This window comes from Streptomyces sp. NBC_01689 (assembly GCF_036250675.1).
GTDB lineage: Bacteria > Actinomycetota > Actinomycetes > Streptomycetales > Streptomycetaceae > Streptomyces.
The window spans coordinates 2,616,513-2,632,509 of record NZ_CP109592.1 but is presented as its reverse complement, the minus strand read 5'-3'; the positions used below and the strand labels follow the sequence as shown (position 1 = coordinate 2,632,509).

Annotated in this window: 13 protein-coding genes; 11 read left to right on the top strand and 2 right to left on the bottom strand. The window is 72.1% G+C overall.

The window, feature by feature from the left end:
* Positions 1 to 3: 3 nt before the first annotated feature.
* Positions 4 to 1,923 (bottom strand): molybdopterin oxidoreductase family protein, encoded by a 1,920-nt coding sequence (locus tag OG776_RS11180; protein WP_148012975.1) that lies wholly within the window; start codon positions 1,921 to 1,923, stop codon positions 4 to 6.
* Positions 1,920 to 2,891, bottom strand: coding sequence for a 2-dehydropantoate 2-reductase (locus OG776_RS11175; RefSeq protein WP_148012974.1), 972 nt, complete (start codon positions 2,889 to 2,891; stop codon positions 1,920 to 1,922). Before OG776_RS11175 ends, OG776_RS11180 begins: the two co-directional genes overlap by 4 nt.
* Positions 2,892 to 3,396: 505 nt before the next feature.
* On the opposite strand from OG776_RS11175, the gene OG776_RS11170 reads away from it, so the two are divergent.
* The 11 genes from OG776_RS11170 to OG776_RS11120 all read left to right on the top strand — a co-directional run bounded on the left by OG776_RS11170 (position 3,397) and on the right by OG776_RS11120 (position 15,936).
* Complete coding sequence (locus OG776_RS11170) at positions 3,397 to 4,296, top strand: aldo/keto reductase (RefSeq protein WP_148009728.1); 900 nt, start codon at positions 3,397 to 3,399, stop codon at positions 4,294 to 4,296.
* A gap of 215 nt (positions 4,297 to 4,511) precedes the next feature.
* A complete protein-coding gene (locus OG776_RS11165; RefSeq protein WP_148012971.1) occupies positions 4,512 to 5,846 on the top strand; it encodes an OFA family MFS transporter in 1,335 nt (444 codons plus the stop codon).
* Positions 5,812 to 5,949, top strand: a complete 138-nt coding sequence (locus tag OG776_RS11160) for an MFS transporter small subunit (protein WP_187285946.1) — start codon at positions 5,812 to 5,814, stop codon at positions 5,947 to 5,949. Before OG776_RS11165 ends, OG776_RS11160 begins: the two co-directional genes overlap by 35 nt.
* A 159-nt stretch (positions 5,950 to 6,108) precedes the next feature.
* Positions 6,109 to 7,056 (top strand): beta-ketoacyl-ACP synthase III, encoded by a 948-nt coding sequence (locus OG776_RS11155; RefSeq protein ID WP_329320377.1) that lies wholly within the window; start codon positions 6,109 to 6,111, stop codon positions 7,054 to 7,056.
* 274 nt (positions 7,057 to 7,330) lie between these two features.
* Positions 7,331 to 8,005, top strand: coding sequence for a GntR family transcriptional regulator (locus OG776_RS11150; protein WP_148012969.1), 675 nt, complete (start codon positions 7,331 to 7,333; stop codon positions 8,003 to 8,005).
* Positions 8,006 to 8,407: 402 nt separating this feature from the next.
* Entirely contained in the window at positions 8,408 to 9,589 is a 1,182-nt protein-coding gene (locus OG776_RS11145) for an ROK family transcriptional regulator (RefSeq protein ID WP_148012968.1), read from the top strand.
* 274 nt (positions 9,590 to 9,863) lie between these two features.
* Positions 9,864 to 11,381, top strand: a complete 1,518-nt coding sequence (locus tag OG776_RS11140; protein ID WP_148012967.1) for a sugar ABC transporter ATP-binding protein — start codon at positions 9,864 to 9,866, stop codon at positions 11,379 to 11,381.
* Entirely contained in the window at positions 11,378 to 12,397 is a 1,020-nt protein-coding gene (locus OG776_RS11135) for an ABC transporter permease (protein ID WP_148012966.1), read from the top strand. Before OG776_RS11140 ends, OG776_RS11135 begins: the two co-directional genes overlap by 4 nt.
* Before the next feature lie 20 nt (positions 12,398 to 12,417).
* Positions 12,418 to 13,467 (top strand): substrate-binding domain-containing protein, encoded by a 1,050-nt coding sequence (locus OG776_RS11130; RefSeq protein WP_148012965.1) that lies wholly within the window; start codon positions 12,418 to 12,420, stop codon positions 13,465 to 13,467.
* A 52-nt stretch (positions 13,468 to 13,519) separates the two neighbouring features.
* Complete coding sequence (locus OG776_RS11125; protein WP_148012964.1) at positions 13,520 to 14,929, top strand: Gfo/Idh/MocA family protein; 1,410 nt, start codon at positions 13,520 to 13,522, stop codon at positions 14,927 to 14,929.
* 2 nt (positions 14,930 to 14,931) lie between these two features.
* Positions 14,932 to 15,936, top strand: coding sequence for a sugar phosphate isomerase/epimerase family protein (locus tag OG776_RS11120; protein WP_148012963.1), 1,005 nt, complete (start codon positions 14,932 to 14,934; stop codon positions 15,934 to 15,936).
* Positions 15,937 to 15,997 lie beyond the last annotated feature (61 nt).

Genomic DNA, 15,997 nt, shown 5'->3' with positions numbered 1-15,997 from the left:
GCCTCAGCTCCTCACGGCCGTGACCGGCAGCTTGTCGATCCGGATCGCCGACGCCTTGAACTCCGCCGTCCCCGCGATCGGGCAGTTCGCCTCGATCGTCAGCCGGTTGGTGTCCACGTCGTCGGGAAAGTGCATCGTCATGAACGCGAGCCCGGGGCGCAGGGCGGTGTCGATCCACACGGGCGCCCGCACGCTGCCGCGGCGCGAGGAGACCTGGACCTCCTCGCCCACCACGACCCCGTAGCGCTCCGCGTCCTCCGGGCACAGCTCGACGTACTCGCCGCGCCGCAGCGGTGAGGCGAAACCGCCGCTCTGCACACCGGTGTTGTACGAGTCGAGCCGCCGTCCGGTGGTGAGACGGATCGGGTACGTCTCGTCCGTCAGGTCCACCGGCGGGTCGTGCGCGACGAGGCCGAAGGGTGCGCGCCGGCCGCGTTCGGCGGGGTCGTCGGCCCACAACCGGCCGTGCAGGTGCGGTGGTTCGAGGCGGGTCGGGTCCGGGCAGGGCCACTGGATGCCCTGCTCCTCCTCCAGCCGCGCGTACGTCATCCCGTGGTGGTCGGGGGAGAGGGAGCGCAGTTCGTCCCAGACGGCCTCGGAGTCGTCGTACTTCCACTCGTGCCCGAGGCGCGCGGCGAGGTCGCGGAGGATGTCGATGTCCTCACGGGCCTCACCGGGCGGGGTCACCGCCGCGCGCACCCGCTGGACACGCCGCTCGCTGTTGGTGGTGGTGCCCTCCGTCTCGGCCCATCCGGCGGTCGCCGGCAGCACCACGTCGGCGAGTTCGGCCGTCCTGGTGAGGAAGATGTCCTGGACGACGAGGAAGTCGAGGGCGCCGAGCCGCCGGACGGCCTGCTCGCTGTCGGCCTCCGACTGCGCCGGGTTCTCCCCGATGCAGTAGACCGCCTTGAGCGTGCCCTCCTCCATCGCCTCGAACATCTCGGTCAGGTTCAGTCCGTGGTGCGGCTCGATGACGGTGTTCCACGCGGACTCGAACTTCGCGCGCGCGTCCGGGTCGAGGATGTCCTGGAAGCCGGGGAGCCGGTTGGGGATGGCTCCCATGTCGCCGCCGCCCTGCACGTTGTTCTGGCCGCGCAGGGGTTGCAGCCCGGAGCCGGGGCGGCCCACGTGACCCGTCAGCAGGGACAGGTTGATCAGGGCGCGGACGTTGTCGGTGCCGTTGTGGTGCTCGGTGATGCCGAGGGTCCAGCACAGCTGGGCGCGCTCGGCGCGTGCGTAGGCGTGCGCCAACTCCCTTATCGCGGCGGCCGGTACGCCGGTCACCTTCTCCGCGAGGGAGAGCGTCCAGGGTTCCACGAGCCGCGCGTACTCCTCGAAGCCGCTGGTCGCGCGCCGGACGAACGCGTGGTTGACGAGACCCGCGTGGATGATCTCGCGGCCGATCGCGTGCGCCATCGGGATGTCGGTGCCGACGTTCAGACCGAGCCAGCCCTCCGCCCACTCGGCCGTCGAGGTGCGGCGGGGGTCGACCGCGTACATCCGGGCGCCGTTCCTGATCCCCCTCAGCACGTGCTGGAAGAAGATGGGGTGCGCGAAGCGGGCGTTGGAGCCCCACATCACCACGAGGTCGGTCTCCTCCACCTCCGCGTAGGAGGAGGTCCCGCCGCCCGAGCCGAAGGCCGCGGAGAGACCGGCGACGCTCGGGGCGTGACAGGTGCGGTTGCAGGAGTCGACGTTGTTGGTGCCCATGACGACGCGCGCGAACTTCTGGGCCACGAAGTTCATCTCGTTGGTGGCGCGGGCGCAGGAGAACATGCCGAACGCACCGCGCGCGGCGTGCAGTCCGGCGGCCGCGCGGCTCAGGGCCTCGTCCCAGGTGGCCCGCCGGAAGGGCTCGTCCCGGCTGTCCCGCACCAGCGGGTGCGTGAGCCGTGTGTAGATCCTCGGTTCGCGTTTCCTCATGCGGCGGTCCTCGATGCGAGCAGATCCGACAGTGCGTGCACGGTACGGAGGGTGGGGACCGGGACCCCGGTGATCTCCGCCAGTTCCACGACGGCCGCGAGCAGCACGTCGAGTTCGAGCGGCTTGCCGCGTTCCAGGTCCTGCAGGGTGGAGGTGCGGTGGTCGCCGACGCGTTCGGCGCCGGCCAGCCGGCGTTCGATGGAGACGCCGACCTCGCAGCCGAGGGCCCGGGCGACGGCGAGTGTCTCGGCCATCATGATCTCGATGACCTTGCGGGTCCCGCCGTGCAGGCACATCTGCCGCATGGTCGCCCGGGACAGCGCGCTGATGGGGTTGAAGGAGATGTTGCCCAGCAGCTTCAGCCAGATGTCGTTGCGCAGGTCGGACTCGACGGGGCACTTGAGGCCGCCCGCCCGCATGGCCTCGCTGAGGGTCCGGCAGCGGGGGGAGAGCGAGCGGTCGGGTTCGCCGATCGAGAACCGGGTGCCCTCCAGGTGGCGGACGACCCCGGGCCCTTCCAGCTCGGTCGCGGCGTACACCACGCATCCCACGGCCCGTTCGGGCGCGAGTACCGCGCTGACCGCGCCGTCGGGGTCCACGCTCTCCACCCGGTGGCCGTCGTGCGGGCCGCCGTGCCGGTGGAAGTACCACCAGGGGATGCCGTTCTGGGCGGCGACCACCGCCGTGTCCCGGTGCAGCAGCGGCTCGATCAGCGGCCCGCACGCCGCGTACGAGTTGGCCTTCAGACCCAGGAAGACGTAGTCGACGGGCCCGACTTCGGCCGGGTCGTCGGTGGCGTGGGCGCGCGCGGTGAAGTCGCCGCGCGGACTGTGGACCTGGACTCCGTGCCGCCTCATGGCCGCGAGATGCGGTCCACGGGCGATGAGATGCACATCGGCGCCTGCGCGGTGCAGCGCGGCCCCGACATAGGCGCCGATCGCACCGGCGCCGAGAACGGCGACTTTCACTGTGGCTCGCTCCGTTCGGTCGAGGGTACCGAGGAACTGCCGAACTCTGTCGACGAAATATTGTCTACAGTATGGAAGTTGGGGCGGCAAGGCTTCGCGCAGCACCCGGCGCGGACCCCCTCCCACGGGCGGGTGCTCCGGTCGGACACCCCGCTGGTGGAGGCGCCGGGCACTCCGCTAGGATGCTGCTGACCACATAGGCCTTCTCGGTGCGGACCGCTGTCCGCCGGAAGGCTTTTTTCATGCCCGGACCAGGGCCCGCCGGGGCCGAGCGCGACCCGGGCCGTCCCGAGGTGTGTTCCGGTCCCGAGGTGTGCTCCGGTCCTTCCCGTGTCCTGCCCCGCGACGGGTCCCGGCGCCGGGCGGACCCGACTCGGCGGTGCTCACCCCGCCCGCCACCCCGGCCACCCCGGCCGCCCGGGCCCCCTCGGGCGTCCCGGCCGCCCCGAGCCGCCCCTCGGCCCGGGCGTTCCCCACCCCGTACCGGCAAGAGGAGACCCCTGTCATGAGCGCACGTACGACCACCGCGGGAACCGCGGGCACCTGGCGACTCGGCGACCTGACCGTCAACCGCATCGGGTTCGGCGCGATGCGCCTGACCGGCACCGCGCCCTTCGGCGGGGGAGTGCCCCGCGACCGTGAGCGGTCGATCGCCGTGCTCCGGCGGGCGGTCGAGCTGGGCGTGAACCACATCGACACCGCCGCGTTCTACTTCTCGGCCACCCGCTCCGCCAACGAACTGATCAACCGGGCGCTCGCGCCGTACCCGCGGGACCTGGTGATCGCCACCAAGGTCTGGCCGGGACGGGACGCCTCGGGCGCCTGGTGGTGGGCCGACCCGGCGCAGCTGCGCGGCCAGGTCGAGGAGAACCTGCGCCAACTCGGCCGCGATCACCTGGACGTGGTGAACCTGCGGGTGCCGCCGAGCCGGCGCACCGGCTCGATCGCCGAGCACTTCGGCGCGCTGGCCGAGCTGCGCGACGCCGGACTGATCCGCCACCTCGGCGTCTCCCATGTCACCGCCGGGCAACTGGCCGAGGCCCGGGCCATCGCCCCGGTCGTGTGCGTGCAGAACCCGTACGGGATCGGGGCGTCCGCCGAGGACGCGTCCCTGCTGCGGATCTGCGGTGAACTCGGCCTCGCCTTCGTGCCGTTCTTCGCGATCGCCGGCGCCGGACGCGAGGCGGGTCCGGGCGCCCGGGACGGCGAGACGGTGCGCGCCGTCGCCCGCGCCCACCAGGCGTCCGTCGCGCAGGTCCGGCTGGCCTGGACCTTGCGGCAGGGACCGCATGTGCTGGCGATCCCCGGCACCGGCGACCCGGACCACCTCGCGCAGAACATGGCGGCGGCCGCCCTCCGGCTCACGGCGGACGAATCGGCACGACTCGCCGCACCGGAACGGTGAGGTGCCGTGCGGCGGAGGGGGTCGCGACCCGGCGGCGGGGGCGGGAGCCGGGGCGGCCGGTCCGGGACCAAGGGCCGCACGACGGTCCGTTTCCGGCCGCCGCACGCGCCCGGCCGACCGTTCGTCGCACGACGGACACCGTTCACCGCATACGGTCGACGAGTTGATGTCGTACGGGTTCCCAACCGGACAACCGCTTCCTATCGTCCGGGATCATGAGTCCCCCTGTCGCGCCACCCGGCTGGAGCCGCTGGCTCGTCCCGCCCGCCGCCCTGTCGGTCCACCTCTCCATCGGCCAGGCCTACGCCTGGAGCGTCTTCAAGCCACCGCTCGAATCCGCGCTCGGTCTCAGCGGAACCCAGAGCGCGCTGCCCTTCCAGCTCGGCATCGTCATGCTCGGACTGTCCGCCGCGTTCGGCGGGACCCTGGTGGAGCGCAACGGTCCGCGCTGGGCGATGACCGTCGCCCTGGTCTGCTTCTCCAGCGGTTTCCTGATCGCCTCGCTCGGCGCCGCCACCGAGCAGTACTGGCTGATCGTCTTCGGCTACGGCTTCGTCGGCGGTATCGGGCTGGGCATCGGCTACATCTCGCCGGTCTCGACCCTGATCAAGTGGTTCCCGGACCGGCCGGGCATGGCCACCGGCATCGCGATCATGGGATTCGGCGGCGGTGCGCTGATCGCCTCCCCGTGGTCCGCGCAGATGCTGAAGTCCTTCGGTTCCGACTCCTCCGGCATCGCCCTCGCCTTCCTGGTGCACGGGCTGTCGTACGCCGTGTTCATGACGCTCGGCGTGCTGCTGGTACGGGTGCCGCGCTCCGAGAAGCCCGTCGAGGCCCGCCCCGGGCCCCTCGACGGGGTGCAGGTCTCGGCCAGGAACGCGGTGCGCACCCCGCAGTTCTGGTGCCTGTGGCTCGTGCTGTGCATGAACGTGACCGCGGGCATCGGCATCCTGGAGAAGGCCGCGCCGATGATCACGGACTTCTTCGCGGACTCGTCCACCCCGGTGTCGGTCTCGGCGGCCGCGGGCTTCGTGGCGCTGCTCTCGGCGGCGAACATGGCGGGCCGGATCGGCTGGTCCTCGACCTCGGACCTGATCGGGCGCAAGAACATCTACCGGGTCTACCTCGGCGTGGGCGCGCTGATGTACCTGTTGATCTCACAGTTCGGGGACTCCTCCAAGCCCCTTTTCATCATCTGCGCGCTGGTGATCCTCTCCTTCTACGGGGGTGGCTTCGCGACCGTCCCCGCCTACCTCAAGGATCTCTTCGGGACCTACCAGGTCGGCGCGATCCACGGCCGGCTGCTCACCGCCTGGTCCACGGCCGGTGTCCTCGGCCCGCTGATCGTCAACTGGATCGCGGACCGGCAGAAGGACGCGGGCAAGCACGGCGCCGAGCTCTACGACATCTCGTTCCTGATCATGATCGGACTGCTGGCCGTCGGCTTCGTCGCCAACGAGCTGATCCGTCCCGTCCACGCACGCCACCACGTCCCCGCGCCGAGGGAGGCCGCCGATGACGACTCCGTCCAGCCCCAGCAGTCCGCCTGACCGGCGGCCCCTGATCGCCTTCTCGTGGCTCTGGGTGGGGGCACCGCTCTGCTACGGCCTGTACGAGCTCGTGCTCAAGGTCAAGCAGCTGTTCACGGGATGAGGTCCGGGCGTCTGTGCGGACCGCGCTCGGGTGTCCGAGGGTCTGACAGAAGCCGACAACCCTCGCGCCGCTTTCCTGTGGCATCACCTGACGTCGTACCCATGGGTCACTGATCAGACTGGAGGATCTCGCCACCCAAGGCAACGAGGGAGACCCCCCATGAACGGCTCACGCATCGCGGCCGTCGGCCACTACCAGCCCGCCAGGGTCCTCACCAACGAGGACCTGGCGGCCCTGGTCGACACCAGTGACGAGTGGATCACGAGCCGGGTGGGCATCCGCACGCGCCACATCGCCGGACCCGACGAACCCGTCGACGAACTCGCCGGGCACGCCGCCGCCAAGGCGCTCGCGACGGCCGGACTGGCCCCGGACGACATCGACCTCGTACTGGTCGCCACCTCGACGGCCGTCGACCGCTCCCCGAACATGGCCGCCCGGGTCGCGCACCGCCTCGGCATCCCGTCCCCCGCGGCGATGGACGTCAACGTGGTCTGCGCCGGCTTCACCCACGCGCTCGCCACGGCCGACCACGCCGTGCGCGCGGGGGCGGCGACCCGGGTCCTGGTCATCGGCGCGGACAAGATGTCGGACGTGACGGACTGGACCGACCGCACCACCTGCGTGCTGGTCGGGGACGGCGCGGGGGCCGCCGTCGTCGAGGCCGCGGCACCGGGCGAGGCGCCGGGCATCGGACCGGTGCTGTGGGGCTCGGTGCCCGAGATGGGGCACGCCGTACGCATCGAGGGCACCCCCGCCCGGTTCGCGCAGGAGGGCCAGAGCGTCTACCGCTGGGCGACGACCCGGCTCCCGGCGATCGCCCGACAGGCCTGTGAACGCGCCGGGCTCACACCCGAGGAGCTTGCCGGGGTCGTCCTGCACCAGGCGAACCTGCGCATCATCGAGCCGCTCGCGCAGAAGATCGGTGCCGTGAACGCGGTGGTCGCGCGCGACGTCGTGGACTCCGGGAACACCTCCGCCGCCAGCATCCCGCTCGCCCTCTCCAAGCTGGTCGAGCGGGGTGAGATCGGCACGGGCGACCCGGTGCTCCTCTTCGGCTTCGGCGGCAACCTGTCCTACGCGGGCCAGGTCGTCCGCTGCCCCTGAACCCGGTGACCTGCGGCCGAGCACCGATGTGACGTGCCCGACCGTGCCGCCCCCTGGCATATGTGCGCCGTAGACTGTAGACGAAAGACAATTGATACTGGCTTTCCGAGGAAACCGGCGCACCGGTGACCGCTGTGCCCGGCGACGGAGACGATCCGGCGCCGGCGACGCGTCCGTGAGGCGTGTCCATGACGGAACGTGCCGGCGGCGGACGCGGGTCCGTGGCGGGGACGCCCCGGCCGCTGTGCCACCGCCGCCCAGGAGGGGGACCGCGATGTTGTCGACAGGACTGCCGCAGGGGGCGGTGCCCCGGCTCGAGCGGCCCGGTCCGCTGCGCGACCGTGTCTACGAGGCGCTGCTCGAACTCATCACGACCCGCGCCCTCCAGCCGGGCCAGCACCTGGTCGAGAGTGAGCTCGCCGGCCACCTCGGTGTCTCGCGGCAACCCGTGCGCGAGGCCCTGCAGCGGCTGAACACCGAGGGGTGGGTCGATCTGCGGCCCGCCCAGGGCGCGTTCGTGCACGAGCCGACGGAGGAGGAGGCCGACCAGCTCCTCACGGTCCGTACGCTCCTGGAGGCCGAGGCCGCCCGGCTCGCCGCGGCCAACGCGGGCTCCGCCGGCATCTCCGCCCTGGAGGAGCTGTGCGCCGAGGGCGAGGGCGCGGTCGCCGCCGACGACGTGGACGCCGCGGTCGCGATCAACGCCCGCTTCCACGCGAAGGTCATGGAGCTGGCCGGGAACACCGTCCTCGCCGAACTCGCCGCCCAGGTCGACCGTCGGGTGCGCTGGTACTACACCCCGGTCGCCCGGCAGCGCGGCGGGCAGTCCTGGATCGAGCACCGCGACCTCATCGCGGCCATCGCCGACCGCGACGAGGCCCGGGCCACCCAGGTCATGCGCGACCACACCGAGCACACGCGCAAGACGTACCACGAGCGGGAGAAGTAGCCGCCGCCGGCAGTGCCCCGGACGGTGGACCGCGCGGTCGCCGATGGACACCGGCCCGCCGCACGGACACCCCGCCGCACGGAACACCGGCCCGCCGTACGGGCAGCGCGCCACCGGTGCCGGGCCGGCTCCGCGCCACCGGCCCGGCTTCCCGACGCCCCGGCCCGGCCCGTCGCCGCGCGCCCGCGGAACGTGAGGACCGCCGAGCGCCTGCGGAACCCGCCGGGCCCCGCACGCCCCGCGCTTTGTCCTGTGAGTGGAGAAAGTTGACGGCAATCTCTGCGCAACTTCTTCCCACTCCCGGCAGCCGCTGCTACGTTCCCCTCGAAAGCAGGCCACGGCGATGTGGCCACGTCCCGTTGGACACAGGCCGATCGAGGCGGGGAGGGGCTCGTGAGACGTATGACGGCTCGACCCGCGAACGCACACCAGGCGCGTCTGTTGCGCCTGTTGCGCGACGGTGGCCCCAACTCCCGCGCCCAGCTCGGTGATCAGATCGACCTCTCGCGGTCGAAACTGGCCGTCGAGGTGGAACGGCTCCTGGAGACCGGGCTCGTCGTCGCCGACGGACTCGCCGCCTCCCGCGGCGGGCGCCGATCCCACAACATCCGGCTCGCACCGGCGCTGCGCTTCCTCGGCGTCGACATCGGGGCGACCTCGATCGACGTGGCGGTCACCAACGCCGAGCTGGAGGTGCTCGGGCATCTCAACCAGCCCATGGACGTCCGTGAGGGCCCGGTCGCCGTGTTCGAGCAGGTCCTCGCCATGGCCGCCAAGCTCAGGTCCTCCGGGCTCGCGGAGGGATTCGACGGCGCCGGGATCGGAGTCCCGGGGCCGGTCCGCTTCCCCGAGGGCGTCCCGGTCGCACCGCCGATCATGCCGGGCTGGGACGGCTTCCCGGTCCGTGAGGCACTCAGTCAGGACCTCGGGTGTCCCGTCATGGTCGACAACGACGTGAACCTGATGGCGATGGGGGAACAGCACGCGGGCGTCGCGCGCTCCGTGGGCGACTTCCTCTGCGTCAAGATCGGTACCGGTATCGGCTGCGGCATCGTCGTCGGCGGAGAGGTCCACCGCGGGACGACGGGCAGCGCGGGCGACATCGGGCACATCCAGGCGGTGCCCGACGGCCGCCCGTGCGCCTGCGGGAACCGCGGCTGCCTGGAGGCCCACTTCAGCGGAGCCGCACTCGCCCGGGACGCCACGGACGCGGCGCAGCAGGGACTCTCGGTGGAACTCGCCGCGCGGCTGGAGGCGGCGGGCGTGCTGACCGCCGTCGACGTCGCCGCCGCGGCCGCGGCCGGGGACGCCACCTCCCTCGACCTGATCCGCGAGGGCGGCAACCGCACCGGCCAGGTCATCGCCGCTCTCGTCAGCTTCTTCAACCCCGGGCTGGTGGTGATCGGCGGTGGGGTGACGGGTCTCGGCCACACCCTGCTCGCCACGATCCGCACCCAGGTCTACCGTCAGTCGCTTCCGCTCGCGACGGGCAACCTGCCCATCGTCCTGGGGGAGTTGGGGCCCGCCGCCGGCGTCATCGGAGCGGCGCGGCTCATCAGCGACCACCTCTTCTCGCCCGCGTAACCGCACCCGCCGCCGTACCCGCACCCGCCTCCACCCGTACCCGAAGGCGCAGCCGTACCCGCGCCCGCCCGTACCCGAAGGCACAGCCGCACCCGCACCCGCACCACGCGTCCGCCACGGCCGCTTCGTCCGGTCGGGCTCCGAGCGCTCCCCGCTCGGCTCGGCCCCGTCCCGCTCAGCTCCCGGCCCGGCCCCGCTCTCCGCACCACCCCGCACCGCGCCGCCGTCCGCCCCGCCCTGCAACCGGCCCGCACGCCCGCCAAGGGGAACCGTCATGGCACCAGAACCACCGCTGCTCACCATGTCCGGCATCACCAAGTCGTTCCCCGGCGTCCGCGCCCTCGACGGTGTCGACCTGGACGTACAGGCCGGCGAGGTCCACTGTCTGCTCGGCCAGAACGGGGCCGGGAAGTCCACTCTCATCAAGGTCCTGTCCGGCGCCCACCAGCCCGACGAGGGCATGATCGGCTGGCGCGGCGCGCCCGTCACGCTACGCTCCCCGATCGCGGCCATGCGCCTCGGCATCGCCACCATCTACCAGGAACTCGACCTGGTGGAAGGGCTGTCGGTGGCCGAGAACGTCCACCTGGGACACGAACCCACCTCGGCCGGATTCGTCGTACGGGGAAGGGCAGCGCGCGCCTCGACGGCCGCGCTCCTCGCACGGCTCGGCCACCCCGAGATCGATCCGGCCCGGCTCGTCGGTGAACTCTCGTCCGCGCAGCGGCAGATCGTCTCCATGGCGCGGGCACTGTCCCACGAGGTGCGCCTCATCGTGATGGACGAACCGTCGGCCGCCCTCGACCCCGACGAGGTGGACAACCTCTTCCGGATCGTCGCCGGGCTCACCGCGGACGGTGTCGCCGTCGTCTACATCTCGCACCGGCTGGAGGAGATCCGCCGCATCGGCGACCGCGTGACCGTACTCAAGGACGGGCGGGCGGTGGCGGGCGGGCTCCCCGCGAAGTCCACCCCGACCCGCGACATCGTCGCGCTGATGACCGGGCGCACCGTGGAGTACGTCTTCCCGGACCGGCCCGCACGGAAGCCCACGGCCGAACCCGTGCTGCGGGTCAGGGGACTGGCCCGCGCGGGCGAGTTCGACCCGCTCGACCTCGATCTCCGTCCCGGCGAGATCGTCGGGCTGGCCGGGCTCGTCGGCTCCGGGCGCTCCGAGATCCTGGAGACGGTCTACGGCGCGCGCCGGCCGACCGCCGGTCAGGTCCTGGTGGACGGACGGCCGTTGCGTCCCGGCAGTGTCCGCGCCGCGGTCCGCGCCGGGCTCGGACTCGCGCCCGAGGAACGCAAGGCCCAGGCGCTGCTGATGCTGGAGTCCGTCACCCGCAATGTCTCGGTGTCCTCCCTGTCCCGCTTCTCGCGCGGGGGCTGGATCGACCGGAGCGCGGAGCGGGGAGCGGCCCGGGCGGCGACCCGTGAACTGTCGCTGCGCCCGGACAGTCCGGCGGTCCCGGTCCGGACGCTGTCCGGAGGCAATCAGCAGAAAGCGGTCCTGGCGCGCTGGCTGCTGCGCGGCTGCCGGGTCCTGCTGCTCGACGAGCCGACCCGCGGGGTCGACGTCGGCGCCCGCGCCGAGCTGTACGCGGTCGTCCGCCGCCTCGCCGACGAGGGCCTGGCCGTCCTGATGGTGTCGAGCGAGGTGCCCGAGGTGCTGGGGCTCGCCGACCGTGTGCTGGTCCTGCGCGAGGGCCGGGTCGTCCACACCGCCCCCGCCGGGGAGCTCGACGAACACCGTGTCCTCGACCTCGTCATGGAAGGAAGTCCGGCATCATGACGCAGCCCGTGTCCCCGCCCCGGGGCAGCACCGGCAAGGTGCCGCCGATGGGTGAACTCCCCGCCTGGCGCGCCCTCGGAGCCCGTGCCGACGTGCGCACCCTCTCGCTCCTCGGCGTGCTCGTCGCCCTCGTCGTCATCGGCGGCGTCACCAAACCCGACGAGTTCCTCGACACCCGCAACCTCCAACTGGTGCTCACCCAGGCCTCGGTGATCGGCGTGGTCACCGTCGGCATGACCTTCGTGATCACCTCAGGAGGCATCGACCTGTCGGTCGGCGCGATCGTCGCGCTCTCCTCGGTGTGGGCGACCACGGTGGCCACGCAGGAGTACGGCTTCGCGGGCATCCTCTTCACCGCCGTGCTGGTCGGGGTGGGCTGCGGCCTGGTCAACGGCCTGCTCATCGCCTACGGCGGGATGGTGCCGTTCATCGCGACGCTCGCGATGCTCGCCTCGGCCCGCGGTCTCGCGCTGCAGATCACCGACGGCCGGACCCAGATCGTCGGCGTGGACGGCATCCTGAAACTCGGTGAACGCGACTCGTACGTGCTGGGGATCCCCCCACTGGTGCTGGTCTTCGCCGTGGTCACGATCATCGGCTGGCTGATCCTCAACCGGACCACCTTCGGCCGCCGCACGGTCGCCGTCGGCGGCAACGCGGAGGCGGCCCGGCTCGCCGGCATCGACGTACGACGTCAGCGGCTGTACCTCTACCTGCTCTCCGGACTGTGCTGCGGCATCGCCGCCTTCCTGCTGATCATCCTGTCCGGGTCGGGCCAGAACACCAACGGCAACCTCTACGAACTCGACGCCATCGCGGCCGCGATCATCGGCGGCACGCTGCTCAGCGGAGGCCGCGGCACCATCACCGGCTCCGTCCTCGGCGTACTGATCTTCACCACGATCACCAACATCTTCGCGCTGAACAACCTGCAGAGCGACGTCCAGCAGATCGCGAAGGGAGCGATCATCGTCGCCGCGGTCCTGGTCCAGCGGCGCACCGCAAGCACGACCTGACACGGGAAGGGTTCACCGCCATGCCAGCACCCACGCACGTCACCAGCCGCCGAGGACTGCTCCTCGGGACCGCCGCCGTCACGGCCGGCGCCCTCCTGACCGGCTGTACCAGCAACGACACCAAGGACGAGAAGCCGGCCTCGAACGACCGGCCGGCCGCCGACGACAAGCCCGGCAAGCACGTCACCATCGGTTTCGCCGGCCCGCAGGCCGACCACGGCTGGCTCAACGCGATCAACGACAACGCGAAGAGCCGGGCGAAGAAGTACGCGGACGTGACACTGGAGATCACCGAGGGCTCCAACGACACCGCCGCGCAGATCGGCCAGATCGAGACCCTGATCAACAAGAAGGTCGACGTCCTGGTGGTGCTGCCCGCCGACGGCAAGGCGCTCACCCAGGTCGGACTGAAGGCGATGCGCGCCGGAATCCCCGTCGTCAACCTCGACCGGATCTTCAACTCCCCGCAGGCGTACCGCTGCTGGATCGGCGGCGACAACTACGGCATGGGCCTCAGCGCCGGTCACTACATCGGCGAGCAGCTCAAGGACAAACAGGACGCACGGGTCATCGAACTGGCCGGACTCGACAACCTGGAGCTGACCAAGCAGCGCACCCAGGGCTTCGACGCGGCCCTGAAGAACTACCCGAACATCAAGAAGGTGGCCCGCCAGGCGGCCGAGTTCACCGTCGAGTCGGGCCAGGCCAAGATGTCCCAGCTCCTCCAGGCGCAGCCGAAGTTCGACGCCCTGTGGAACCACGACGACGACCAGGGCGTGGGCGCGCTGCGCGCGATCGACCAGGCGGGCCGGGACGACTTCCTGATGGTGGGCGGCGCGGGCGCCCTCTCCGCCTTCCAGGCCATCGAGGCGGGCGACAGCGTCCTGAAGGCCACCGTCCTGTACCCGCCGACCATGGCGGCGTCCGCGATCGACCTGGCCCGCGCCCTCGGACAGGGCAAGGGCATCGGCGGCCTCGCCGAGTTCGAGATCCCGGCCTCGCTCACGCTCTACTCCGCCGTCGTCGACAAGGACAACGTCGGCCAGTACATGGCCACCGGCTTCAAGTGATCCGCCGCGCTCACAGCCCCCACAGCGTCACGACGACCAGGAGGACATCCGTATGGGAGAGCCGCACCAGGGCGCGCAGGCCGGGGCGGAGGCGGCCCGAGTGGACGGGAGCGGGCCGGCGGCACCCGTGGGGGACGCCGCCGTGGGAGGGAGCGCGGCCGTGACGGGGGCCGTGCCGGGGGAGCCCCCGGCGCGGGAGACGTCCGCCGCGAGCACCCCGGTACGGGGGTCCGGGGTGCGCGGCGGGGACGGACAGGTGCTCGGAGTGGGCATGGTCGGGTACGCGTTCATGGGCGCCGCCCACTCCCAGGGGTGGCGCACCGTGGGCCGCGTCTTCGACCTGCCCCGCCGCCCGGTCCTCGCCGCGGTCTGCGGCCGGGACGCGGAGGCCGTCCGCGCCATGGCCGACCGGCACGGCTGGGCGGCGGCCGAGACCGACTGGCGTGCGCTGATCGCCCGGGACGACGTCGACCTCGTCGACATCTGCACGCCCGGCGACAGCCACGCCGAGATCGCGCTCGCCGCCCTCGCCGCCGGCAAGCACGTGCTGTGCGAGAAGCCGCTCGCCAACTCGGTCGAGGAGGCCGAGGCGATGACGGCGGCCGCCGAAGCGGCCGCCGCCCGCGGCCAGGTGGCCATGGTCGGCTTCAACTACCGCCGGCTGCCCGCGACCTCACTGGCCCGGGCCATGGTCGCGGAGGGCAGGCTCGGCACCCTGCGGCACGTCCGGGTGACGTACCTCCAGGACTGGCTCGTGGATCCGGAGTTCCCGCTCACCTGGCGGCTGCGCAGGGAACGCGCGGGCTCGGGCGCGCTCGGCGACCTCGGGGCGCACATCATCGACCTCGCCCAGTACCTCGCGGGCGAGCCGGTCGTCGGGGTCTCCGCGCTGACCGAGACCTTCGTCCGGCGGCGGCCGCTGCCCGCCGCGTCGAGCGGTCTGTCCGCGGTGTCGGACCGGGCCGGCCTCGGTGCCGTGACCGTCGACGACGCCGCGCTCTTCACCGGCCGCCTCGCCTCCGGCGCGCTCGCCTCCTTCGAGGCGTCCCGGTTCGCCACCGGACGCAAGAACGCCCTGCGCATCGAACTCAACGGTGAGCGCGGCTCGTTGGCCTTCGACCTGGAGCGGCTCAACGAACTCTCGTACCACGACCACACCGAGCCCGGCACCCACGCGGGCTTCCGCCGCATCCTCGTCACCGAACCCGACCACCCCTACCTGGACGCCTGGTGGCCGCCGGGCCACGGCCTCGGCTACGAGCACAGCTTCACCCACCAGGCCCACGATCTGGTGCAGGCGGTGGCCGCGGGCCGGCCGCCCGTGCCGTCCTTCGCCGACGGCCTGCAGGTACAGCGCGTGCTCGCGGCGGTCGAGGAGAGCGCCGAGAAGAACTCCGTCTACACGCCCGTGGCCGCCACACCCGTGACAGCCACCTCCCCAGCGGTTCGAGGAGACCTCTAGCCATGCCGCGCACCTTCACCCTCTTCACCGGACAGTGGGCCGACCTGCCGCTCGAGGAGGTCTGCGGGCTCGCCCGCGACTTCGGCTACGACGGCCTCGAACTCGCCTGCTGGGGCGATCACTTCGAGGTCGACAAGGCACTCGCCGACCCCGGCTACATCGCCTCCCGGCACGCGCTCCTCGACAAGTACGGACTCAAGTGCTGGGCGATCTCCAACCACCTGGTCGGGCAGGCCGTCTGCGACGCCATCATCGACGAACGTCACCGGGCCATCCTGCCCGCCCGCATCTGGGGCGACGGCGAACCCGAGGGCGTGCGGCAGCGGGCCGCCGCCGAGATGGCCGACACCGCCCGCGCGGCCGCGGCCCTCGGCGTCGACACCGTCATCGGCTTCACCGGCTCGGCCATCTGGCACCTGGTGGCCATGTTCCCGCCCGCCCCCGAGTCGATGATCGCCCGCGGGTACGAGGACTTCGCGACGCGCTGGAACCCAATCCTGGACGTCTTCGACGCGCAGGGCGTGCGGTTCGCGCACGAGGTCCACCCCAGCGAGATCGCCTACGACTACTGGACCACCCACGAAGCCCTGAAGGCGGTCGACCACCGGCCCGCGTTCGGACTGAACTTCGACCCCTCGCACTTCGTCTGGCAGGACCTCGACCCGGTCGGCTTCCTCTACGACTTCCGCGACCGCATCTACCACGTCGACTGCAAGGAGGCCCGCAGGCGCCTCGACGGACGCAACGGGCGCCTGGGATCGCACCTGCCCTGGGGCGACCCACGGCGCGGCTGGGACTTCGTCTCCGCCGGCCACGGCGACGTGCCCTGGGAGGACGTCTTCCGCATGCTGCGCTCCATCGGCTACACGGGTCCCGTCTCGGTCGAGTGGGAGGACGCCGGCATGGACCGGCTCCAGGGCGCACCCGAGGCCCTGACCCGCCTCAAGGCGTACGACTTCGAGCCGCCGTCGGCCTCCTTCGACGCGGCGTTCGGCGGCAACGACTAGGCCGTGTCCGCGAAGTCCCGTCCGCCCGGCCGGGCGGACGACGCGACTTCGCGGACACGAC